This is a genomic window from Neorhizobium sp. CSC1952, assembly GCF_030378245.1.
Lineage (GTDB): Bacteria > Pseudomonadota > Alphaproteobacteria > Rhizobiales > Rhizobiaceae > Neorhizobium > Neorhizobium oryzae_A.
Genome location: NZ_CP128416.1, coordinates 2,537,080 through 2,561,175 on the forward strand (window position 1 = coordinate 2,537,080; position 24,096 = coordinate 2,561,175).

The following is a 24,096-nucleotide window of genomic DNA, read 5'->3' on the forward strand; positions in this document are numbered from 1 at the left end:
GATGTCAGCCCTGGGCCTGAAGCCGGCTTTCGCCGACACTTGATGTGTGGACCGCGGCAAGGTGTACCGGTCTTTGAGGTTCGTCTTGGTCGGCTGCCGGATGGATCTGCACGAAACCCTTGTGGGTCGAGAGTTCGACTTCGACGCCGTACACGGTCTTGATCAGCTCCGGCGAATAGACGTCGGCTGGTCGGCCTTCAGCGATGATCTCGCCGTCGTTCAGGAAGATCACGCGATCGCAGAAGCGGGCGGCCTGATTGAGATCGTGGATGGCAATCACGGCCGCGACGTCGTTCTTGCGGGTCACCTGACGGGCGATCGTCAGGGTCTGCCATTGATAGCGGATATCGAGCGCGCTCGTCGGCTCGTCGAGCAGCAGGATCTTGGGGTTCTGAGCGAGTGCGCGGGCAATCAGGACACGTTGCCCCTGACCGCCGGAGAGCTCCGTCACGGCACGATCGCCCAATTCGTTCAGGCCAAGCAGTCGGATAGCCTGCTCCACGTGTTGCCAGTCTCGCTCGCTCGGACGCGTCCCGAAATAAGGCGTGCGGCCGAGAAGAACCGCCTCCTTGATGTCGAGCCCGAAAGAGAGGCTGATCGACTGAGGCACGTAGGCGACGAGCTTCGCCAGTTCGCGTCGCGGCAAGCCGGCGAGGTCTGTCGTGCCGTCCCACGTAATCGTTCCCGCCGAATGACGGTTGATCCCGGCGATGGTCTTGATCAGCGTGGACTTTCCGGAACCGTTCGAGCCGAGCAGGCCGACGAGCTCGCCCTTTCCGATCCTGAGGGTCGCACCTTTGACCACGGTTCTTTTGCCATAGCCGACGACGAGGGAGTCAATCGCGAGGGTCATTCGATCGCCTTTTGCCTGGTGAGGATGAGATAGAGAAAGATGGGAGCGCCGACCAAGGCATCGATGATGCCGACCGGGATGACGCCGGGAGAGATCACCAGCCTGCCGACGGCGTCGGACACCACCAGCAGCAAGGCTCCGATGATTGCCGAGAAGGTGATCAGGAACCGGTGGTTCGGCCCGACGACCAGTCTCGCGATATGAGGCGCCACGAGACCGACAAAACCGATGATGCCGGTGAAGGCAATCGTGACGGCTGTAAGCGTTGCCGCTATGGCGATGCTCTCAAGGCGCACCCTGGACACAGCGACCCCAAGGCTCTTGGCGGAATCATCTCCGGCGAAAGCGATTGCGTTCAACGCACCACTGCGAAAGCGGATGTAGGGCAGCGTGAGCGCAAGCAGCGCGAACATCACCAGCACCTGATACCAGGCCGAATTGTTGACCGACCCCCAGGTCCAGCGAACGATCGCGGCAAGGACTTCGTCCTGTGCGAAATACTGGATGCATGCGGTCAGCGCGCCGAACAATTGGGACAGGGCGATGCCGACCAGGATCAGGGTCGTTGCGTTCAGATTACGGGCGGAGGCGAGCGAAAGCACCAGCGCCGTGTTCAGGAACGAAAAGAGAAGCGCGCCGATCACGAGCGGAATGTTCGCGCTGCCCGCCGTCGCGCCGAACACGACGATGGCGAGCGACGCACCGAAGGCAGCCGCGGGTGCGATGCCGAGGGTGTAGGGGCTGACCAGGGGATTGCGCAGCAAGCCCTGGAACAGGGTGCCGGCGATCGCAAGGGCCGCCCCACCGAGGATGGCGAGCGCGATCCTCGGTACGCGCAGTTCCCAGATGATGTTCTGGATCTGCAGTGCCGCCCGCTCGGTCGGCGGGGTTGCCGTTATTTTCGCATAGAAAGTTCCGAGGACATGTCCGAAGGTCGCTCCGGACGTGCCGATCTGGATTCCGACCAGTGCGGTGACGATCACTGCCGCAATCCCGAGGACGATCGCCCCGTTCTGGTACGCGTAGCGATCGCGCCGGCGTCGGGAGGAGCCGGGCTCTCCGCTCACGGCGTCGGCTAGATATGGGTCAGTCTGTGTCGAACTCATTATTTCCCTCGCAAATCGGCGCCTTGAAGCGCTGCCCGTTCGTGCCTGGAGGCTGTGAGACTATCCGCCGAGCTTGTAGAGGTAGTCGGAAGCGGACCTGGCCTTCACACCCTGCGGCTCCAGCCATCTGGCGAAGTACGCATCGAGGTCGACATCAGCCAGGCGATCGGGATAAAGCCATTTGGCCACCACGAGCGCTCCAAGCTGCTTACCCAGCGCCGAATAGAGAAAGTTATTGAAAACGAAGACGTTCTTGTCCTGGACGGCTTTGATTGTGCTCCAGCCGGGGCGATCGACGATGCGCTGTGCCTGGTCCGCCAGTTTCTGCTTATCCCAAGGCCGGTAGCCGGACGTCAGGCCATCCGCGCCGTTATGGATGATCACGTCGGGGTTGCGGTCGATGATCGCGACCGGATCGACCGTATAGGTGTGAACCGAAGCGCTGCTGGTATTGCCGATATTGACGTCCGCGAAGATATTCTTGCCGCCGCCTAGGACGATTGTGTCGTGCCAGCCGGAGCCGGGTACCGACGTGACGAAATCGGCGTTGTTTTCGAAATAGACGGTTTTCCTGGGAGCGTCCTTCAGACGCTGCGTCAGGACGTCGTCGATATCGTCATAGAGCTGCGCCAGCGCGGCTGCGCCTTTCTCGGCACCAAAGATCTTGCCGACATTCGGCAGTTGCGCGCGCAGAACCTTCGGATCCCAGGTGCTCACGACGACGACCTTGATCCCGAAGGGGGTGAGCTTTTCGACCGCGTCCTGCCAGGGCGAGTTACGGCGCGCGAAGAAGACTTCCGCACCGGAGCTGGCGATGGTTTCCCAATTCGGCCCGTTGAAATTGCCGGCATCGGGCACGTTGGCGAATTCGGCAAAATACTCGCTATTGGTTGGGTTCTTGTTGGGGTCCGCCGTCTGATCGACCGCGACGATGGTCTTGCCGGCACCGATCGCCCGGACGATTTCGGTCTGGTACCAGAGATCGGGATAGACGGCCTTGACCGGAACAGGCAGCGTCACCTCACGGCCGAGCTCGTCGGTGATGGTGATCGTCTTTTGCTGAGCATCTTGAGCATAGCTGCCGTGTACGGCAGTCATGTAAGGCAAGGGAAGGCCGATAGACAATGTCGCTGAGATCAGTGCTGTTGCACCAACTCGATAATATCCGTTTCTGGAGGATTTTTTCTCAGGCATACTTTTCTTTCTTCTGTCCTTGGGAGTGGGGAAGCCCGTAATGTTTATCCGACCGATATATTTCCCCGCCGGTGGGGGCGAGATATTGGAGAAGAGATTAAGTGTGAGACGGCCCTTGAGAAAGACAGGTCGTTCTTTTTCTATAAAATAAGTAGAATATTTTGCCCATGAAATGGACTGGGCGAGGGCGCAATCTCATTGTCATGGGTCCGACTCGGAGCCTCGAGCCGGGTGCAGAGGAAAATCGACACCGATCTCGAGGCGGTCATGGAAGGCGGCATCGTCGTGCGGGGCGAGCGTTCGCGGAATCCGGCCTTCACGGAGGGCGACGTCGCCCGTCTATGCGTTGTCGCGGGATAGATGCGTAGGGCTGACGCCCGTCTGCCTTTTGAACATTGCGATGAATGCGGAGGGACTGCCGTAGCCGAGATCATCCGCGATTTCCTGCACCGGCTTGTCATTCTCAAGCATGGAGAGGGAAGCGACCAGCTTCAGCCGCTGGCGCCATTCGTTGAACGATATTCCAAGAGAGCTGTGAAAACGCCGGGAGAGGGTCCTTTCGGTGGTGCCGAGACACCGCGCCCACTCGGCCAGGGACCGTCTGTCGCCCGGGGTTCCCTGAAGCGCTTCGATGATGGGCCGCAGCAGTTCGTCGTCCGATACGGGCAGGTAGGTGTCCCGGCGCGGCGCCTGCCGCAGTTGATCGACGAGCACCAGCGCGAGGCGGATATCCGCCTCGGTTTTCGGCACCTTGATATTGCGTGCGGCGAAATCGGCAAGGATGGCCTTGACGAGCGGGCTCACGGCAAGCGTGCAGGGCCTCTCCGGCATGTCGGCGCAAATCTCGCGCTCGATATAGACCGAGACGAATTGCACGTTCTGCCGGTTATGGCAGCAATGCAGCGCATCGGCGGGTATCCAGGTGGCGTAATGCGGCGGACAGAGAAACCGCCGCCCCTCGACCGTGGCCTCCATCACGCCTCTCACCGCATAGCCCACCTTGCCCCAGGGCTGGCGGCGCATCTCGAACACGCCGCCCGCGTCATAGTTCTCGGTTCGGAACGACACGGGGGCGGGGCGTTCGCCTTCGTGGATATGATGCTTCATCCTTCATGTCCGATCATCGCAAGGGTTTGTCTGGAAAACGCTATATAACGATAATCCGCCATTTGGTAGGCCAAGAGCAAATCTGGACAAACCGGAGCGTTCCATATGCCTCTCAAATATTTCCTCTTCTCCCTTCTGGCCGTCTCCATCTGGGCGGGGAACACCATCGTCAGCAAGCTCGCAGCGGGAGCCATTCCGCCCGGCGTGATCGCCTTCGAGCGCTGGTTCCTCGCCTTCGTCCTCGTGACGCCCTTCGTCGCCAAGGACGCCTGGCGGCACAGGAAGACCATCGGCAAATATCTGCCGAAGCTCGCCATTCTCGGGCTGCTCGGCATGGCCGTGTGCCAAGGCCTCGGCTATTATGCGGCGAGCTTCACCTCCGCCACCAACATGGCGATCCTGCTCTCGCTGGTGCCGCTCCTGACTCTCATCCTGAGCGCGCTTTTCCTCAGCGAGAAGCCATCATCGCTTGCCATGCTGGGCGGCGTTCTCTCGCTTTGCGGCATTTTCGTCGTGCTGGGCAAAGGCGACCCGTCGCTGCTTCTCTCGCAAGGGGTCGGCCGCGGCGACGCCATCATGCTGATCGCGGTTCTTGCCTATGCCGGTTATGGCGTTCTCTTGAAGAAATGGTCCATCCCGCTTGCCGTCTGGACCTCGCTCTATGTGCAGATGGGCGCCGCCGTCGTGCTGCTGCTGCCCGGCTATCTCATGGAAGGCGCGGCGAGCTTCACGCCGGCCAATGCGGCCATGATCCTCTACACCGCCATTCCCGGCTCAATCATCGCGCCCTTCGTCTGGATGTCGGCGGTGAAGCATCTGGGTGCCGGGCGCACGGCGATCTTCATGAACCTCATCCCTGTCATCACGGCGGTGGCCGCCGCACTGTTTCTGGATGAGGCGCTGCATGTCTATCACCTCGTCGGCGGCGGCATGACGATTGCGGGGATCGTTCTCGTCCAGAGAAAGCCAAGCGTAAAGAGACAGGCAGTTATTAGTTGAGCCGGCCCAATTTCGGGCTTCCTTGATCAGGCCCCATTGGCGGGGTCCGTCGGTCGCGCCCCGCCCCCGAGCGATGGTGAGAACCATCTCTACGCTAAGGCCTCCCATGAGGGTTGCATTTCGGGCGCGCACGTCATTTTCAATCACTATTAACCATAACTGGAAAATATTCACATAACGACTCCGGGCTACCGGTCCGGCGATAGGCGATTTGATCAACGATTTTCAGGAATGAGCGCGTAGTGCCGAAAATCAAAAGGCTGCACGCGACAGGCTGAAGGGGCACGCGGTGAAGAAGACGAGGCGACAGAATATTCGCCGCAAAGCTTTGCTGAGGCTGCTTTCCAGTGCGGCTCTTGTTCCCCCTGCGCTGACGGCAATCTTGCCGATGGAGCGCGCAGCCCTGGCCGGAAGTTGCACCGTCGGTGCAATATCCGTGTGCTCTGGCCCGTCCTCCGGCGCTGATGTCATGGCGGACTTTTATTACAACAGCCCGATCCATATCACGACAATGCCAGGGTTCGGGCTCGACGTTACCAGTGGCGACTATGGCATGTCCATTTCAGGACAGGGCGGCGTCACCTTCATCGACAATCATGCGTCCACGATTACAACGAACGGCTTTTTCGGCGTCTATGTAGAGAATAATGTCGGTGGCGATATCAACTTCGTATCGACCGGATCGATTGCCTCGACGGAGGTCAACGGCGATGGCATTCGCATCTACAACTACGGGGAAGATACGACGGTTCGCGTGCATGACGTGACGGGCCAGTTCAACGGGATCAATGTCAATCACGACGGCACCGGCTCGATTTACGTCGGCACGACCGGCATGGTCACGGGCTCCAGCTTTACCGGCATCTCCGTTTACGGCAATTCCGGCACCAGCCTGACAATCGAAGCGGTCGATACGTACGGTGTCTACCAGGGCATCTGGGGCTCCAATCGGACCACGGGGGCGTTGACCATCACGTCGACCGGGCTCGCAGCGGGCAGCGACGGGGATGGCATCCGTGCGGACAATTACGGCACCGACGTCACCGTGACCGCCGCGGACACGCATGGTGGATATAACGGAATTATCGCACAACACTACGGGACGGGTGCCCTCCAGGTCGATTCGACCGGAACGGCTATTGGCGACAGAAGCGCGGGGATTTATGCCTACGCGGACACTTCCAGCACAAGCGCGACGATCAACGCCGTTGATACGAAGGGCGGCAGTTCGGGCATCAATCTTCAACACTTTGGCACCGGACCGGTTACGATTACCTCGACTGGCACGGCGATCGGCGACACAGGCAACGGTGTCGATGCGAGGACGTCGAGCGGAAGCTCGGCCCTCAACGTCACAGTCCACAATGCCCAGGGCGGTACCCATGGCATCAGAACCAGACATGAAAGCGCTGCCGGAACGCCCGGCAACGAGGCAACGATCACCGTTACCGGCCATATCCAGAGCGGGACAGGCTACGGCATTTCGGCGGAATCGCTTGCGGGCATTTTGACGAACATCAACGTCGAGGCCGGTTCCGTGGTGGAATCGGCTTCCGGCAAGGCCATTTTCAGCAACGACGGCGACAGCAATATCGCCATCGCCGACGGCGCAGCAGTCAATGGGCGTATCGATCTGGGGCTCGGCAGCGATACGCTGACGCTGAGGGGCGGCTTTTCCGGGATTACGGTGCTTGATGGCGGCGGCGGAGGCACCGATGTCCTCAACATCTCGGATGTCGCAAACGCGACCCGTGTCGGCAGCGATATCCAAAACTGGACTGCAATCAACCTCGACAACAGCCATCTGACGCTGACCGGCGGCAGCATGACCGTCGGAACAGCGGGGGACATGACCACCGGTGTATTTCTGCGCAACGGCTCGATACTCGATGGCAGTCGGGACAATTTCTCGCTTTTCGGCAACCTTTCGCTTGCGGTCGGCACGCGGTTCCTCGCGTCGGACGACGGCAGCGGCACGACCAGTATCAGCGGCAACGTGATCAACGCCGGTACGATTTCGGCGGCCGGCGGCGGTGCCGGCGATCGCATCGTCATCGGGGGGAACTATGTCGGCAACAACGGCATCATCCTTCTCGAAACCGAACTGGGCGGCGACGCATCCATTACGGACAGGCTCGACATCGCAGGCAATACATCCGGGACGTCGATGGTCAGAGTTATCAATACCAATGGACTCGGTGCGTTGACCAACGAGGGTATAGAGGTCGTCACGGTGGCTGGCGTGTCGGACGGGGTGTTCACCCTCCTCGGGGATTATGAGATCGGTGGTGTGCCGGTCGTCGTCGCAGGCGCGTATTCCTATCAATTGCTCAAGGGCAACAACAGCGGCACCGAGACCGACAGCTGGTATCTCCGCTCCGCGCTCATCAATCCGCCTGATCCGGAGCCGCCCGATCCCGATCCTCTCTTCCATCCGGGTGCCTCGGCTTATGAAGCCTACCCGCAGGCGTTGCTTGGCCTCAACCAGATGCCGACGCTGCAACAGCGCGTCGGCAACCGGTTCTGGTTGATCGACGGCGATCCCGTGGATGGCGCTGCCGGCGGTCCACCTGGAGCCGTCGCGGCTTCAGGCATCTGGGCGCGTATCGAAGGCGCACACACCACCATTGATCCGTATGTCTCGACCGCTGGTACGGCCTTCGACCAGAACGTCTTCCGGATGCAGACGGGGGTGGACGGGGTTCTTTACGAAAGCGCGAGCGGGACGCTGATCGGAGGCTTGGCGGCACATTACACGCATGGCGAGACCGACACTTACTCCGTTCACGGCGACGGGAAGATCTCAACGGACGGCTATGGCCTCGGCAGCACGCTGACCTGGTATGGCGACGATGGACTATATGTCGACGGCCAGGGGCAGGTGGCGTGGTACGACTCGGATTTGCACTCCTTCACCGCCAGCCGCAATCTGGTCCGCGGTAATGATGCATTTGGCTATGCTCTCTCGCTGGAAGGCGGAAAGCGGATCGCGTTCGGCGATGGCTGGTCGATGACGCCGCAAGCCCAGATGGTCTATTCGCACGTCGATTTCGAAAGGTTCGTGGATGTGTTCGGTTCTTCGGTCAAGCTCGGCAGGGGAACAAGTCTGCAAGGCCGCCTGGCAATTACGCTTGACCGTGAAACCACCTGGAAAGGTGACGATGGCCTGACCAGCCGGGCTCACACCTATGGCATCGCCAACCTTCAATACGAGTTCCTTGACGGCACGCGTGTCGATGTTGCGGGCGAGAACTTCGACCTGAAAAAGGATCGCCTGTGGGGCGGTCTCGGCGTGGGTGGATCCTATAGCTGGAACGAGGACAGGTATTCTCTTTACGGAGAGGGACTTATCCACACGAGCCTCGCCCAGATCGGCGGCAGTTATTCACTACAAGGCAGAGTGGGCCTGCGCGTGAAATGGTGATCTAAACCGGGAAGGGTGCTCAGTCGCAAGCAGGCTGACGTCATAGGCCGGAATCCGGATCAGGCCGATGCCCGCCAGACATGCAGGCAGGCTTCGGCGCTATCGACCGTTCTCGACCCATTCCTTGGTCTCGACGCACCCGCCCGACGGGAGGTGTTTTGCAGCTCGTCAGGCGATTGAGACACGCGATGGTGCTCCAGAGATCGAACGCGCTTGTCAAAGCAGTTTCGGCCTGGAGGGGGCCGGGCCGGACGAACGGCGTTCGACGAAGGTCGAGGCGAGCAGGATCCGGCGTGTCGGCAGCAGCGATTCACCCTTGGCGTCTATCCGTTCGATGAGCAGCCGCAGAGCGACTTCTCCCATCTCCGCGCCGTGCACTTTCACCGTCGTCAGATTGGGCGAAATCTGGGTTGCCGCCGAGAAATCGCCGAAGCCGACCACCGACATGTCTTCAGGGATCCTGTATCCGAGGGCGAGCAACGCCGAAACGGCGGTCAGCGCCAGGCCGTCATGGGCGCAGAAAAGCGCCGTCGGCGCGGCGCCCCTGGCCTGAAGTTGGCGCAGCGCCGGGACGAAGCCGTCGTTTTCGTCGAACCACAGCTGGTTGAGTTCTATGCCGCCATGCGCTTCGACCCGTTCCCGAAGCCCGTAATAGCGCTCCAGCCGGCCGCGGTAACCCGGCATCCCGTGAATGAAGGCGATGCTTCGGTGGCCCAGCCGAATGAGATAGTCTCCGACCGCCGCGCCGGCCTCGTGATCGGTGCCCCCGACATGATCGGCAGCTTCCAGAGGATCGACCCAGCCCATGCGCACCGCCGGTACGCCGGAAGCCCTCACGATCTCCAGGGTGGCTTTCTCATGCGGCCCGACGAGGATGAGGCCGGCGCTCGTTTCAGTCATCTCGGCGACGCGCTGCACGTCATGGGTCCATTGCAGCCGAATCTGTCTTCCGGTGCGGTGCGCTTCGCGCTGGACACCGTCCTGGATCATGTGCCGCAGTTCGCTGTTGACGATGTCGATATCGTAAAAGATCAAGCCGATCTCGCTTTCCGGATCGGCGGGGCGAGTGCGCCTGTATCCCAGCTCCAACGCGGCAGCTTCAACCCTCTGCCTCGTTTCGGCGCTCACGCCGTCCTTTCCCGAAAGCGACCGGGATACGGCGAATTTCGAAAGGCCGGTATGGCGGGCGATGGTTTGCAGGGTGACTTTTGTCATGGGCGTTTTCTCGGTGACGGTTTCTGCAGGCGCTTCATTCGGCTCCAAGGCCCTGGAAGACCGCAGCTTATCTCTCATTCCGCAGAATATCCGGTTCTCTGAACATAACGCTTTACCTAACAAAAATATAACTGCAAGCTGACCATATCGAAAATAGAAGGCTAACAAAAGCCATGTTTTCGAAATCCGGTACGCAAGCGTCTTGAGGAGGATGGCCGCGTACTCTCGTCGAGGAGGAACCCATGCCCGAATTCACTCGCCGTAATTTTCTGGCTGCAGGCACTGCGGCCGCTCTCTTGCCCTGCTTCCCCTTCCACGGCTTCGCCGCCGAACCGGTGGAGCCGGATGTGCTGAAATCGCTTGTGGAAGCGGGTAAGCTTCCGCCGATCGCCGAACGTCTTCCGGTCAATCCGATGGTGGTGAAGCCTCTGGAAAGGATCGGGAAGCACGGCGGCGACTGGAACAGCGCCATCGTCGGCGGCGGCTCGCTTTCGATGCTGTTCCGTTACCAGGCCTATGAGCCCCTTCTCAGGTACGCGCCTGACTGGTCCGGCGTCGTGCCCAATGTCGCCGAGCATTATGAAGGCAATGCCGAGGCGACGGAGTTCACCTTTCGCCTGCGCAAGGGCATGAAATGGTCGGATGGCGCTCCCTTCACGACCGAGGACATCATGTTCTGGTACGAGGACATATTCTCCTACGAAGGATTGAACGACGTCGGCCAGAACCATCTGATGGCCGGCGGCAAGCGTGCCCGTTTCGAAGCGGTCGACGATGTGACCTTCAAGGTTTTGTTCGAAAAGCCTAACGGTTTGTTCCCGTTGCGCCTCGCCTGGGCAAACGACGACCAGACCACCCGCGCTCCCAAACACTATCTGAAGCAGTTCCACCCGAAATATAATCCCAAGGCCGAGGAAGAGGCCAAGGCCAAGGGCGCTTCCGGATGGATACAGCTTTTCCAGCGCGAGGCGGGTCTCGTCGTCGACAACGAATTCTTCCAAAATTCGAGGCGGCCGGTGATCCATGCCTGGAAGATGACGGTGGCCCCCGGCGAAACCACGGACCGCGCCATTGCCGAGCGCAATCCCTACTATTGGAAGGTCGATCCGGAGGGCAACCAGCTGCCCTATCTCGACCGGATCGTCTATCAGATGGTTTCCGATCCGCAGGTGCTTCTGCTGAAAGCCATGCAGGGCGAAATCGACCTGATGGATCAATATATCGCGACGCCGGCCAACCGGGCGGTTCTCTATGACGCGCAGCAGCAGGGCGATTTCGGATTCTACACGCTGAACTCGACGGAAACCAACGAGATGGTGTTCCAGCTCAACCTCAACCACCCGGACGAGGCGAAGCGCAAGCTGTTCAACAACAGGGATTTCCGTGCGGCGCTTTCCATGTCGCTCGACAGGCAGGCAATCATCGACACGGTGTTCATCGGGCAGGGAACCATATCGCAGCCGGCGATCCGGCCGGAAGACCCGCTCTACAACGAGCGGCTCGCGACGCAGTTTACCCAATACAATCCGGATGCCGCCAACGCGCTTCTGGATACGATACTGCCGAACAAGGACGGTGAGGGCTTCAGGCTCGACGAGAACGGCCGAAGGGTGACCGTGATCTTCGAGATCGACCAGGCACGCGCGACCTTCCTCGACATTTTCCAGCTTGCCCTGCCGATGTTCCAGGCGGTCGGGGTGGATGTGCAGATGCGGACGATGGACCGCTCGCTTTGGGAGGTGCGGGTACGTCAAGGCCTCGAATACGATGCGACCGCCCATCGTTTCGGCGGGAATGGCGGGATCGCGGCCATACTCGACCCGCGCTACTTCCTGCCGAACACGACCGAGGCGCTCTATGCCAAGGGCTGGCAGCTCTGGTACCGGGACCCGGCCTCCAAAGGTGCGATCGAGCCGCCGCAGCCGGTTCGCGAGGCGCTGGCGCTCTACGACCAGGTTCTCGGCTCTCCCGATCCGGAAGAGCAGAAGCGTCTGATGGCGCAGATCCTCGAGAGCGCGGCGGACCAGTTCTACGTGTTCGGCATCTGCCTTCCGAGCGACAGCTACGGAGTCGTCAAGAACGACATGGTGAATGTCGCGAAGACCATGCCGAATTCCTGGGGTTATCCGACGCCCGCGCCGGCCAATCCCGAGACCTTCTTCAAGGCCTGACCTCCCCCGCCGCCCGGTTGCTTCGGCAGGCGGGCGGCGGAAACTTCAAAAATCCGCGGCGGCCGTCACGGGACGGCGGCAACGGCACTCCTTTGCCATGGAAAGTGCATCATGCTGAACCGGACGAACTCCTCCCCGACCGAAAGCCGTTCCAAGGAATGGTACAAGGCCGCCACCCGCTGGACGCAGCTTACGTTCGCGGAGGATGATCCGGCGCGCTACGATCCCGAATTCTGGATCGACCTCTTCCGCCGGACGAAGTCCAACGCGGTGTGCCTCTCGGCCGGCGGTTACATCGCCTATTACCCGAGCGACATCCCGCTGCACTATGTTTCGAAATTCATCGGAGACAGCGATCCGTTCGGCGAGATCGTCGAAGGCGCGCGCCGGCTCGGGATGCATGTGATGGCGCGGGTCGACCCGCATGCCATACACGAGGAGGCCGCCCGCGCGCATCCGGAATGGGTTGCTATCGACAAGGACGGAAATCCGCGCGAGCACTGGGCATTTCCCGGCATCTACGTGACGGATGCGCTCGGAAGCTATAACCGCGATTTCACCACGGACGTCATTCGCGAGATCGTCGAGCGCTACGATATCGATGCGGTTTTTGCCAATCGCTGGCAAGGACACGGCATTTCCTACAGCGAGGAAAACCGGAAGCGCTTCCGCGACGAAACCGGCTTCGAACTGCCGCTCGCGGCCGATGCGGCGGACCCGGCATGGCAGGCATGGGCCGCATGGCGCAGGCGCATTCTCACCGATCTCGTCATCCACTGGGACGAAACGGTCAAGTCGATCCGGCCCCATGCCTGCTTCATTCCGAACATGAGCGGGTCATCGCTGATGGAATTCGATCTCTCGCTGATCCAGAAGCACTGCCCGATCCTGTTCGTCGATCATCAGGCCCGCCGCGGTGTGGAAGTGGGCTGGTCGGCAGGCCGGAACGGCAAGAGAATTCGCGGCACGTTCCGCGATCGCCCCGTCGGGCTGATCACGTCCATCGGCCCGGAGGAGGAGTACCGCTGGAAGGATTCCGTGCAGAGCGGCGAGGAGATCAAGCTCTGGATCCATGACGGAATTGCGCAAGGGCTTTTCCCGTGGTTCACGAAGTTCAACGCCTGCGTTCCCGACCGGCGATGGGTACAGCCGGTCGTGGAGGCGTTCAATCTGCATGCGGACATAGAGCCATGGCTGGAGGGGATGCAGCCGACCGCCGAGATCGCCGTCATCGATCCCTCGACCACATTGCGCCACTGGGCTCCCGAGGAGCGGCATCGCGCGGAAAAGAACGATCTCGGTTTCTACCATGCCCTGGTGGAGGCACGCGTCCCGTTCGAGTTCCTTTCCGATCAGGTGATGACCCCGGAAGGGCTGGATCGCTTCAAGCTGATCATCCTCGCCAACGCCTCCTGCCTGTCCGATGCGCAGTGCGCCGCGATCGATGCCTATGTCAGGCGCGGCGGTTCGGTCGTCGCAGCCTACGAAACCTCGCTCTACGATGCCACCGGAGCGCGGCGTGCCGATTTCGGTCTGGCGAAAACCTTTGGTGCGTCGATGACGGCGCCGGCGCGCGGCCCGGTGAAGAACACCTATGTCGCACTTTCTGGCGATCATCCGCTGAACGGTGGCTATGAAGGCGCATCGCGCATCATCGGCGGCACGCGGCTGATCGCGGTGGAGCCGAAGAAGGATGCGAGCACGCCTTTCCTCTATGTGCCGGATTTTCCGGATCTGCCGATGGAGGAGGTCTATCCCCGCGAGGAGCCGAAAGGCGCGGCGGTGGTCGCCCGCGATACCGGCCTTGGGGGCAGGACCGTCTACATCCCGTGGAATATCGGCGAGATATTCTGGGAGGTTCTGGCTCCCGACCACGGCAGGCTGATCGCCAATGCCGTGAACTGGGCGCTCGGGAAGGATCATCGCGTCACGGTCGAAGGAAAGGGCGTCCTCGACATCGCGGTTCACGAGAACGGAGAGGCGCTCGCGGTCTGCCTTGTCAACCTGACGAACCCGATGATGATGAAAGGGCCGCTGCGGGAAATATTCCCGGTCGGCCCGCAGCGCGTGTCGGTGGCGCTGCCGGAAGGCCGCAACGGCGCCTCCGCGCGACTGCTCGTCGGGGATCAGGAATGCGCCTGCAGCGTCGCTGGCGGCCGGGTCGAAATCGAAGTGCCCTCGATCGAGGCCATGGAGGTGGTGCATCTCACCTGGAATTGAGATGCATTAAAGGAAGGAGGGAGGAGAAATCATGCTCGCCTATATCATCCGGCGCGTGCTCTACATGATCCCGACGCTGTTCGGCATGTCGTTGATCGCCTTCATGATCATCCAGCTCCCGCCCGGCGACTACCTGACGTCGCTCCTGTCGACGATGGCGGATGGCGGGCAGAATCTCGACGAGGCGACGATCGCGCGCCTGCGCAGCCAGTACGGCCTCGACCAACCGGTTTATGTCCAATATCTCGTGTGGATCACGGGCATCCTGACGCGCGGCGATTTCGGCTATTCGTTCGAATGGAACCAGCCGGTCTCGACCCTCATCTGGGACCGCATGGGCTCCACGCTCATGATTTCGCTGGCGAGTCTCCTTCTCGTCTGGGCGATATCCCTGCCGATCGGCATCTATTCGGCGGTGCGCCGCCATTCTTTCGGCGACCACGCCTTTACCTTCCTCGGCTTCATCGGCCTTGCGATCCCGAATTTCATCCTCGCGCTGACGCTGATGTATGTGGGCTACCGCTATTTCGGCCAGAGCGTCGGCGGCATCTTCTCGCCCCAGTATGTCGACGCTCCCTGGAGCATGGCCAAGTTCCTCGACATGCTGTCGCATATGTGGATCCCGCTGATCGTCATCGCCATGTCGGGCACGGCGGCCATGATCCGCGTGCTCCGCGCCAACCTTTCCGACGAGCTGAGCAGGCCCTATGTGGTGACGGCGCGGGCCAAGGGGCTTCCCGAGCACAAGGTGATCCTGAAATATCCGGTGCGCATCGCGCTCAATCCGTTCGTCAGCTCGATCGGCTGGGTCCTGCCGGATCTCGTCTCCGGCGTCACCATCACGGCGATCGTCCTTAATCTGCCGACCGCCGGCCCGCTGCTGCTTCGGGCACTGGTCGGGCAGGATATGTATCTTGCCGGAAGCTTCATCCTGCTGATGGGCGTCCTGACCCTCGTTGGAATGCTCATCTCGGATATCCTCCTTGCGGCGCTCGATCCCCGCATCCGGTTCAACTGATATCGAGAGGATCAGATCATGTTGGCAGACAACAGACCCCTCGTATCCTCCCTCGCATCCGCCGAGACCGGCCCGGCGGTAAGCCCCCTGAAACCGGGTGCATCGATCGCGTCCGATGCGGCGGCCGGCCAATGGACCCTTATCCGGCATCGCTTCTTCCGCAACAAGGTCGCGGCCTTCGCGGGATGCACCATCCTCCTGCTTTATCTGATCGGCGCCTTCGCGGAATTCCTGGCGCCGGGATTGCCGAACGCCTCCCGGCCGCAATACACGTTCGCGCCGCCGCAGCGCATCTCGTTCTTCGCACCCGGCGCAGACGGCGGGCGCGAATTCCTTCCGCATGTGAAGGGCTACCGTATCGAGATCGAGCCCCAGGCCTTGCGCCGGACTTTCGTCATTGATGAGAACAAGGTGATACCGATCGGCTTCTTCGTCGACGGCCCGGCCTATCGGCTGTGGGGCCTGATCCCGATGACGACGCATCTTATGGGTCCGCTCGGCAGCCGGGAACCCATGTATCTGCTCGGCTCGGACCGGCTCGGCCGCGACCTGCTCAGCCGTCTGATCTACGGGACGCGGATATCCATGTCGATCGGTCTTGCGGGCGTTGCGATCTCGCTCACGCTCGGCATCGTCTTCGGCGCGATCTCGGGATTTTACGGCGGATGGGTCGATACCGTCATCCAGCGCGTGATCGAGATCGTCAGCGCCATGCCGACCATCCCGCTCTGGCTCGGTCTGGCGGCGGCCATCCCGTTAACATGGTCGCCATTGTCGGTCTATTTCGTGGTGACGCTGATCGTCTCGCTGCTCGGCTGGACGGGCCTTGCCAGAGAGGTGCGAGGGCGGTTCTTCGCCCTTCGTGGCGAGGATTTCGTCACCGCCGCACGCCTCGACGGCTCTCGCGAACGCCGGATCATCTTCCGCCATATCCTGCCCTCGCTGACCAGCCACATCCTGGCGGTGGTGACCCTGGCCGTGCCGACGATGATCGTCGCGGAAACCTCGCTTTCCTTCCTGGGCGTCGGCCTGAAACCGCCCGTGGTGAGCTGGGGCGTTCTCCTACAGGACGCGCAGAACGTCCGCTCCGTCGCCACCGCGCCCTGGCTTCTCATCTGGCCGAGCCTCGCGGTCGTGACGGCCGTTCTTTCCTTCAACTTCTTCGGCGACGGGCTGCGCGACGCGGCCGATCCCTACGATAGCTGAGAGGCGACATGACCATGCAGGACATCATACTTTCGGTGCGCAACCTCTCGCTCGACTTTCGCCTCCGGACGCATATCCTGCATGCGGTGCGCGACGTCAGCTTCGACCTGCGGCGGGGAAAGACCCTCTGCCTCGTCGGCGAAAGCGGATCGGGCAAATCCGTGACCGCCCGCGCGCTGATGCGCATCATCGACAAGCCGGGCCGGCTTGTCTCCGGGCAGATCCTTCTCGACGGCCCGGGCGGGGTTGTCGATATTGCCAGCCTTCCCGAACGGGGCCGCGAGATTCTTGCCCTGCGCGGCGGGCGGATAGGCTTGGTGTTCCAGGAGCCGATGAGTTCGCTGTCGCCGGTCCATACGATCGGCTCGCAGATCGTCGAGGCCATCAGGCAGCATCGGAAGCTCTCGAAGAAGGACGCCCGTGCCCGGGCGGCCGACTTGCTCCGCCAGGTGGAAATTCCCGACCCCGAACGGATGCTCGACCGCTACACGTTCGAATTCTCAGGCGGCATGCGGCAGCGCGCCATGATCGCCATGGCGCTCGCCTGCGATCCCGATATCCTGATTGCCGACGAGCCGACCACCGCACTCGACGTCACCACCCAGGCGGAGATCCTCGACCTCATCAGGAGGCTGCAACAGGAACGCGGCATGGCGATGCTGCTGATCACCCATGACATGGGCGTCGTCGCGGAGATAGCCGACGAGGTGGCGGTGATGCGCTATGGGCGTATCGTCGAAAGCGGACCGGTGGACAGCATCTTCCATGCATCGAGCCATCCCTATACGCGGCAGTTGCTGGATGCCACCGTGAGGCTGGAAAGCGGCGCGGCCGCGAGATCACCGGCCGCAACCTCCATATTCGAGGCGAAGGCCGTCGAACCGGTGATTTCGGTGCGCGGCCTGAGCAAGACCTATGGTTCGGTCGGCAAGATCTTCGGTTTCGGGGGCGGCAGCAGCGGCGGGCTGAAGGCGGTGGATAACGTCGATTTCGACCTTTATCCGGGCGAAAACCTCGGCATCGTCGGCGAGAGCGGGTCCGGCAAGACGACGATCGGCCGTCTCCTTCTGCGCATCACGGAACCGACGTCGGGGTCTATCACCTACCGAGCGCCCGAGGGACGCAGCGTGGATGTCACCGGCCTCAACAAGACGGAACTGCGAGCCTATCACCGCGACGTCCGGCTGATATTCCAAGATCCCTTCGCTTCCCTCAACCCCCGCATGACGGTCAGGCAGATCATTGCCGACCCGCTCCTCGTTTCCGGGCAGATGTCGGACCGGCAGGCCGGCGAAAGGGTGGCCGAGCTCTTGCGGCTGGTCGGTCTCGATCCCCTCGCCATGGAGCGATACCCGCATGCGTTTTCCGGGGGCCAGCGCCAACGCATCGGAATTGCCCGGGCACTGGCGCTCGAGCCGCGCGTCATCATCGCGGATGAAGCCACATCTGCGCTCGATGTCTCCATCCGCAGCCAGATTCTCGATCTGTTGCTGAGCATTCAGCAGCGGCTGGGTTTAAGTTTCATATTCATCTCGCACGATATTTCCGTCGTCCGCTATTTCTGCGACCGCGTGGCGGTCATGCACAAGGGGCGCATCGTCGAAACGGGCGACGCGGAAACCATCTGCACCAATCCATCCGAGCCCTATACGCGCCGGCTGATCTCTTCGGTGCCCAATCCCGACCCGCGCAACAAGCGCATGCTGCATCGCATGCGCCTTCAAGAGACCTGAGAAGCGCCGCGCCGAAATCCGCCGCCGGTCTCTCCATGCTTTGAACCGAATATCCGTTTATCCTCGGCGGTCCAGACGACGCGGCTTTTTGCTGTCGGCGTCCTGTTTGTCCGCTGCTCGGAGCGTACGCGACGCTTCACCTCGTCAGCCGTGTGCGTGTACGAGCCTGCGGTCGTGACGGCGGCGGCGGCTTGCCAAGATGGATAAACATGATAGTTGTACTCATATTATGGCGAACTTCGACCCGAGCATGAAAGGCGGAAGTCGCGGCTTCGGACGCTACCCCGGGAAAAATCGTTGCCGTGAGATGGTTCCTCGCGGTGCTTTGCCCGGAGGCTTCGCCATTGTTCATGCCGAGCAACAGTGGATTCGAGATTGAGTTATTGGCATTCCATGAATTGGCATACCGAAGGCATTCGGGTGGTGGCGCCGGTCAAGTGGCGCCGCTTCGACGGGCTGGTGAGCGTCTTTTGGGAGGCCGAGAGCCAGGCGGGCGCCAAGGGCTACTACCTGGCGGATGACCCGCGCATCATGATTTTCTTCAACGACGTGTCATCCAGAATTCAGATGTCGAACCGGAACGGAGGCCTCTCGCACTATCGTCCGATGACCCGCGCCGTCTATGTTCCCGCCGGTGTGCCCATGTGGACGAGCAGCAGATCCATGCACCGTTTCTCGCATCTCAATCTGCACATGCACAAGGACCGGCTGCTGAGATTTCTCTCGCCGTCGGTGGGGAATTCCGCTGCATTGACGGCATTGCGCCGGCCGGTGGAAATTCAGGATCTCGGAGCCATCGAAACGCTGGCGGGTTTGCTGGTGGACGAAATATCGAACCCCTCGAAACATGCCGTCTATGCCGAAAGCCTGGTGGGCAGCATCGTCGCAGGCCTCCTCGACATACCCGAACAGGACGGCGAAAAAGCCAATGGCAGGCTGACGCAGGCTCAGATGAACAGGCTCGTTTCGCGCATCGACGGGCTTGGCGACTGCCGGATGTCCGTTGCCGAAATGGCAGCCGCCGTCGGCCTGTCGGAAAGCTGGTTCTCCAATGTCTTCAAGCAGACCACCGGCAAGACGCCGCTGCAATGGCAGCTCGGAAAGCGCATCGATCTTGCCAAGAAGCTCTTGCTGGAAGGCGACCTGACCGTGGCCGACATAGCTGCCCAGCTCGGATTTTCCGATCAGGCGCATTTGACGAAGGTGTTCCGGCAGGTCGTGGGCCAAACACCCGCCGCATGGCGACGGATGCAGCAAACCCGCTGAAGGAGTTGTCCCATCCGTATGGTTCGGATGGGACTGGTTCATCACCAGGTCTGGCGCAGCGTCGCCATGATGGCGCGGCCGGGGTTGTAGTATACCCCGCCGGTATCCTGGCTGGCGATGTGCTTTTCGTCGAACAGATTGCTGACGTTCAGCTGGAACGTCGTGTTCTCTTGGATCTTGTAGGTAAAGGCAGCATCGAAAACGACTGCGCTCTCCGAAGATCCGGTGTTGGCGAGATTCAGGTAATATGAATCCAGATAGCGAGCGCCAAGACCGAACGTCATGTCGCCACGCGCGCCGTCTCCCGCTAGCGTGTAGGTACCCCATATCGAAACCAAGTGTTTGGGAACCCGCATAAGGCGGTTGCCATCGTTGGCGCCACCGGGCTCGTCGATTTTGGAATCAATGTAGCTATAAGCTGCGATCAAGTTGATATTGTCAGTGATCTCTGCCTTGGCCTCAAGCTCAAAGCCGCGATGCCGGACTTTTTCGACCGTTGCCGGCAGATAGGTGACGCTGTCGTAGACGGTAATGTTGCCCTTCGTCAGGTCATAGACAGACGCAGTAAACAGGGCAGGAAATGCATCCGGCCGATATTTGATCCCGATCTCATACTGCTTGCCGGTTGTGGGCTCGGTCCCGATACCGGGAGGTGCCGCGGACTCGGCATAGCTCGCATAAGCTGCCAGCTCCTCGGTGATCTTGTAGCTTGCGCCGATCCGCTTGGTAAACTCGCTATGGTCATCGGAAGCCGTGGCGCCGGTGAATAGGTTCGTTTGCTCTAGGTCGAGCCAGTCGTTGCGCAGGCCCAGGCTGACGGTCAGTTTGTCGGAGAAGGTTAGATCCTGCTGTAGATAGATCGCCTTGGTTTTCTGAGAGTTGCTCGTTCCAGACGTGGGGGCCGTTGAGCTGGGTCCTCCCGAGTAGATTGGGTTCACCCAGTTGATGGGAGGCGTGCCGCCGGGGAAGAGAGCTGTCTGACTCGGAATGTACAAACTATAGTTTTCCGATTCGAACTTATTGTATTCGACGCCGACAAGCGTGCGGCTGTCTACGTTGTCGAAGTTCGTTTCGTAAATCAGGTTTGCATCGATGATGAACTGTTCGTTCGAAGTGTCGCTGCCGAAGAAATAACGGTCTGCCAGATTAGAACCATCGGTCCGCGTAGTGGCGAGATAGGCACTCCCAAATGCGTTGTTCGACTTGCTGTAACGGGCATTGGAGCCGAAGCTCAATCCGTTGCCGAAATCGTGGTCGAACATGAGGCTGTAGGTATTGCGGTTCGTGGTTAGGAAATAATAATCCGGTTCGCCGAAGAACTTGTCCCTGTCGAAGTCCGTGCCGAGCGGTTGGCCACCGCTTCCGGGAACGCCATCCCTGTCCAGGTGATCGAAGACGAATGAAAGGCTGGTCATATCCGTGGGGCGCCATGTCAGGCCGCCCATGATGAAGTTTTCGTCATCCCGGGAATAGTCGTATTCGGCGTCCGACCGCTGGAACTTGCCGGTCAGACGATAGGAAAGGGTGTCGTCCTCGGTAATATTGTCGCCGAAATCGAAACCCGCCTCCTTATGGGCGAAGGAACCGCCGGTAGCATACACCTCGCCGAAACGCTCGCTTTTCGGCAGCTTTGTCACGTAGTTCACCGAGCCGCCGGGTTCGGCCGCTCCAAAGGCAGCAGAACTGACACCCTTCAGCACCTCGATGCGCTCAAAGGCATAGGGTTCTTCCCGAACTCCACCAAAGGTCCTGCCGATGGCCAAACCGTCGCGATATGTGTAGGGCGTGAAGCCGCGTATGTCGAAATAGTCGTAACGATCATCCGAACCGTAAAAATTGGTGACCACGCCGGCGGTGTATTGCACGACCTGCTCGATGCTGCTTGCACCGCGCTCCTCGATTTCCTTGGAGGTGATGACGGAGACCGAGGCGGGTGTTTCCAGAATATCCGTCGGCATCTTGCCGACGCCCGTCGTCTGCGTCGCGACGATGGACTTGGAGTCGTTCTCGGTGTTGAGGACGCCGGCGTTGCCGCTGCCTTGAAGGACGATCGGCTGAAGCGTGGTGTCGGAACTGGAATTGTCGGCTTCCTGGCCAAGGGAGAAAGTCGGCATCAAAGCGACAAGCGCCGTGCAACCCAGAAGGACGGCATTCCGGTAGCGGATAAGGGTCTGTCTCGAGCGGCCGCTTGTTGTTTCAATGTCCATGTTCAAATTCCAAAGGTTTACGTGAATGCCGGTGGCTTTGCCGGTGAGCGCCGCTGTCGGCGATGATGTCCGGGGACGACTTGCGAACGCATCTCGACGAGAGGATACGAACGGGAAATTCCCCGTCGGATCCGGCCGGCGTCAGATGGTTCGATTTGCAGTCCCCGAAACGGTTCTTAACTGGAGCTTGATTATCCAGTATTGTAAATTTCCCCGGTTTTGTAGGAACCGACGGGAATCTCGCGTCACCGTCCCGCCAGCGCCGGTTCACCCGTTGACGTCGCCCGTTGAACCTGAAAGTGGAAGTCCACTTAAATTGAAAGGCGGAGTTTGCGCAATGCCGCGGTTTTTTGTTCTCGTCCTGCGATGGGCAGCGATATGCGTGTGGATGACCGCATTCGGCAGTGCCTGGGCGGGCGAGAGCGCGTCCTATCCCATCACCATCAAGCATGCGCTGGGCACGACGGTCATTTCCAAAAAGCCCGAGCGGGTGGCGACGGTCGCCTGGGCGAACCATGAAGTGCCTCTGGCGCTCGGAGTCGTGCCCGTCGGTTTTGCCAAGGCCAATTTCGGCGACGACGACGGCGACGGGTTGCTGCCGTGGGTGGCTGAAAGGCTGGCCGAGCTCCAGGCCGACAAGCCGGTGCTTTTCGACGAGGGGGACGGGATCGATTTCGAGGCCGTGGCCGCCACCAGGCCCGATGTGATCCTAGCCTCCTATTCCGGCCTGAGCCAGTCCGACTACGACACGCTGAGCCAGATCGCCCCGGTCGTCGCCTATCCCGAAGCACCCTGGTCGACCGACTGGCGCGACATGATCCGCTTGAACAGCGCAGGCATGGGCATGGCCCCCGAAGGCGAGGCGCTGATCGCAAGGATCGAGGCCGATATCGGCAAGGCGGTCGCCGGCCATCCCGAGCTCGTGGGGAAATCGGCCATGTTCATAACCCATCTCAACGCGACGGATCTGAGCACCGTCAACTTCTACACGACGAATGACACCCGGGTGAGGTTCTTCGCCGATCTCGGGCTCAAATCGCCCAAGAGCGTCGTCGGGGCCTCGGCGCCGGGGAAATTCTCCGGCTCCATCAGCGCAGAGCGCATCGACGCGTTCGACGACGTCGACATTGTCGTAACCTACGGCGACCGGAGGCTGCTCGATGCGCTGAGGGCCAATCCGCTGATGGCCAGAATGCCCGCGGTGGGCAACGGTGCGCTTGTCGTGTTGGGCATGAACCCGGTCGGCACGGCGGCGAATCCAACGCCGCTTTCCATCTCCTGGGTGTTGAAGGATTACGTGGCCTTGCTCGCCGAGGCCGCCAGAAAGTCCCGATGATCGCCGGCAGCCTGAAGACGTCCCCTCAGTGGTCCGCCTCAGCGCGGTCGAGCCGAACCCGAAGCCTCTGGCTTGCGGGAATGGTAGCGCTTCTCGCGCTCCTGTGCGGGCTCTCGGTCACGGTCGGCACGCGCGAGGTGGACTGGGCAGACATCCTCGCGGCCCTTGCCGGGCAGATCGACAGCATCGGCCAGGCGGCGGTCAACGTCCGCATTCCGCGCACGCTGCTTGCCGTGCTGGCCGGGGCTGCGCTCGGGCTTGCCGGGGCGCTCATGCAGGGTGTGACGCGCAACCCTCTCGCCGATCCGGGCATTCTCGGCGTCAACATGGGGGCGTCGCTTGCCGTCGTCGTGGCTGTCGCGTGGTTCGGTATCACCTCCGCCGATGCCTATATCTGGACGGCGATCCTCGGTGCCGGGTGTGCGGCGGTCTTCGTCTACACGATCGGCTCGCTGGGGCGCGGCGGCGCGACCCCCCTCAAGCTGGCGCTTGCAGGGGCCGCAACTTCCGTCGCGTTCTCCTCGATGGTGATTGCCGTGGTGCTGCCGCGGGCCGATATCGCGGGCGGCATCCGGTCCTGGCAGGTCGGCGGCGTCGGCGGGGCGACCTTCGAGCGCATTCTTCCGGTGCTGCCGTTTCTCGCGGTCGGCTTCGCGATCAGCCTGCTGTCGGCACGGAAGCTGAACTCGCTGGCTCTGGGTGACGAACTGGCGGCCGGGCTCGGCGAGCGCGTCGCCCTGGCCCGCGCCGTCGCGGCGTTCGGCGCGATCCTTCTGTGCGGGGCAACGACCGCCGTTTGCGGGCCGATCGGCTTTCTGGGATTGATCGTGCCGCATCTCTGCCGGCTGCTGGTCGGGGTCGATCATCGCTGGCTGCTGCCTTTCTCCGCATTGGGCGGCGCCTGCCTGCTGCTCACCGCCGATATCGTCGGACGCATCGTCGCGAGGCCGGCGGAGCTTGACGTCGGCATCGTCACCGCTCTCGTGGGGGCGCCGTTCTTCATCTGGATCGTCAGGCGCCAGAGGGTCCGCGAGTTGTGAC

At 61.3% G+C, this 24,096-nt stretch carries 16 protein-coding genes; 10 read left to right on the forward strand and 6 right to left on the reverse strand.

Annotation, left to right across the window (positions count from 1 at the left end):
• Positions 1-4 precede the first annotated feature (4 nt).
• The 4 genes from QTA58_RS12430 to QTA58_RS12445 form a co-directional block, all read right to left on the reverse strand.
• A complete protein-coding gene (locus tag QTA58_RS12430) occupies positions 5-853 on the reverse strand; it encodes an ABC transporter ATP-binding protein (RefSeq protein WP_085420679.1) in 849 nt (282 codons plus the stop codon).
• Positions 850-1,959, reverse strand: a complete 1,110-nt coding sequence (locus tag QTA58_RS12435; RefSeq protein ID WP_289669057.1) for an iron ABC transporter permease — start codon at positions 1,957-1,959, stop codon at positions 850-852. The genes QTA58_RS12430 and QTA58_RS12435 overlap by 4 nt, the downstream gene beginning before the upstream one ends.
• Positions 1,960-2,019: 60 nt before the next feature.
• Positions 2,020-3,057 (reverse strand): ABC transporter substrate-binding protein, encoded by a 1,038-nt coding sequence (locus QTA58_RS12440; RefSeq protein WP_289669058.1) that lies wholly within the window; start codon positions 3,055-3,057, stop codon positions 2,020-2,022.
• A 435-nt stretch (positions 3,058-3,492) separates the two neighbouring features.
• Positions 3,493-4,260 carry a helix-turn-helix transcriptional regulator gene (locus tag QTA58_RS12445; protein WP_085420676.1) on the reverse strand — a complete coding sequence of 256 codons (768 nt, stop codon included), beginning with the start codon at positions 4,258-4,260 and terminating at the stop codon, positions 3,493-3,495.
• A gap of 105 nt (positions 4,261-4,365) precedes the next feature.
• On the opposite strand from QTA58_RS12445, the gene QTA58_RS12450 reads away from it, so the two are divergent.
• Together QTA58_RS12450 and QTA58_RS12455 are read left to right on the forward strand one after the other, a co-directional pair.
• Positions 4,366-5,259: a DMT family transporter gene (locus QTA58_RS12450; RefSeq protein ID WP_289669059.1), complete on the forward strand. Its 894-nt coding sequence runs from the start codon at positions 4,366-4,368 to the stop codon at positions 5,257-5,259.
• 289 nt (positions 5,260-5,548) lie between these two features.
• The gene (locus tag QTA58_RS12455) at positions 5,549-8,683 is read left to right on the forward strand and encodes an autotransporter outer membrane beta-barrel domain-containing protein (protein ID WP_289669060.1); all 3,135 of its coding nucleotides are present in this window, start codon (positions 5,549-5,551) and stop codon (positions 8,681-8,683) included.
• A 216-nt stretch (positions 8,684-8,899) separates the two neighbouring features.
• Here the strand turns inward: QTA58_RS12455 and QTA58_RS12460 are convergent, their stop codons facing one another.
• A complete protein-coding gene (locus tag QTA58_RS12460; RefSeq protein ID WP_289669061.1) occupies positions 8,900-9,898 on the reverse strand; it encodes a LacI family DNA-binding transcriptional regulator in 999 nt (332 codons plus the stop codon).
• 242 nt (positions 9,899-10,140) lie between these two features.
• On the opposite strand from QTA58_RS12460, the gene QTA58_RS12465 reads away from it, so the two are divergent.
• The 6 genes from QTA58_RS12465 (at position 10,141) to QTA58_RS12490 (ending at position 19,512) form a co-directional block, all read left to right on the forward strand.
• Positions 10,141-12,069 (forward strand): ABC transporter substrate-binding protein, encoded by a 1,929-nt coding sequence (locus QTA58_RS12465; RefSeq protein ID WP_289669062.1) that lies wholly within the window; start codon positions 10,141-10,143, stop codon positions 12,067-12,069.
• 111 nt (positions 12,070-12,180) lie between these two features.
• Positions 12,181-14,289 carry an alpha-amylase family protein gene (locus QTA58_RS12470; RefSeq protein ID WP_289669063.1) on the forward strand — a complete coding sequence of 703 codons (2,109 nt, stop codon included), beginning with the start codon at positions 12,181-12,183 and terminating at the stop codon, positions 14,287-14,289.
• Between the two features lie 31 nt (positions 14,290-14,320).
• Entirely contained in the window at positions 14,321-15,307 is a 987-nt protein-coding gene (locus QTA58_RS12475; protein ID WP_289669064.1) for an ABC transporter permease, read from the forward strand.
• Between the two features lie 18 nt (positions 15,308-15,325).
• Positions 15,326-16,513, forward strand: a complete 1,188-nt coding sequence (locus QTA58_RS12480) for an ABC transporter permease (protein ID WP_289669065.1) — start codon at positions 15,326-15,328, stop codon at positions 16,511-16,513.
• An 8-nt stretch (positions 16,514-16,521) separates the two neighbouring features.
• Positions 16,522-18,246 (forward strand): ABC transporter ATP-binding protein, encoded by a 1,725-nt coding sequence (locus QTA58_RS12485; RefSeq protein WP_289669066.1) that lies wholly within the window; start codon positions 16,522-16,524, stop codon positions 18,244-18,246.
• Positions 18,247-18,621: 375 nt separating this feature from the next.
• The gene (locus QTA58_RS12490) at positions 18,622-19,512 is read left to right on the forward strand and encodes an AraC family transcriptional regulator (protein ID WP_289669067.1); all 891 of its coding nucleotides are present in this window, start codon (positions 18,622-18,624) and stop codon (positions 19,510-19,512) included.
• 41 nt (positions 19,513-19,553) lie between these two features.
• On the opposite strand, the gene QTA58_RS12495 is transcribed toward QTA58_RS12490, so the two are convergent.
• Positions 19,554-21,719, reverse strand: coding sequence for a TonB-dependent siderophore receptor (locus QTA58_RS12495; protein WP_289669068.1), 2,166 nt, complete (start codon positions 21,717-21,719; stop codon positions 19,554-19,556).
• Positions 21,720-22,107: 388 nt separating this feature from the next.
• Here QTA58_RS12495 and QTA58_RS12500 point away from each other — a divergent pair, with 388 nt between their 5' ends.
• Positions 22,108-23,055 carry an iron-siderophore ABC transporter substrate-binding protein gene (locus QTA58_RS12500; RefSeq protein ID WP_289669069.1) on the forward strand — a complete coding sequence of 316 codons (948 nt, stop codon included), beginning with the start codon at positions 22,108-22,110 and terminating at the stop codon, positions 23,053-23,055.
• Positions 23,052-24,095 (forward strand): iron ABC transporter permease, encoded by a 1,044-nt coding sequence (locus tag QTA58_RS12505; protein ID WP_289669070.1) that lies wholly within the window; start codon positions 23,052-23,054, stop codon positions 24,093-24,095. The genes QTA58_RS12500 and QTA58_RS12505 overlap by 4 nt, the downstream gene beginning before the upstream one ends.
• The last annotated feature ends 1 nt before the right edge of the window (position 24,096 follow it).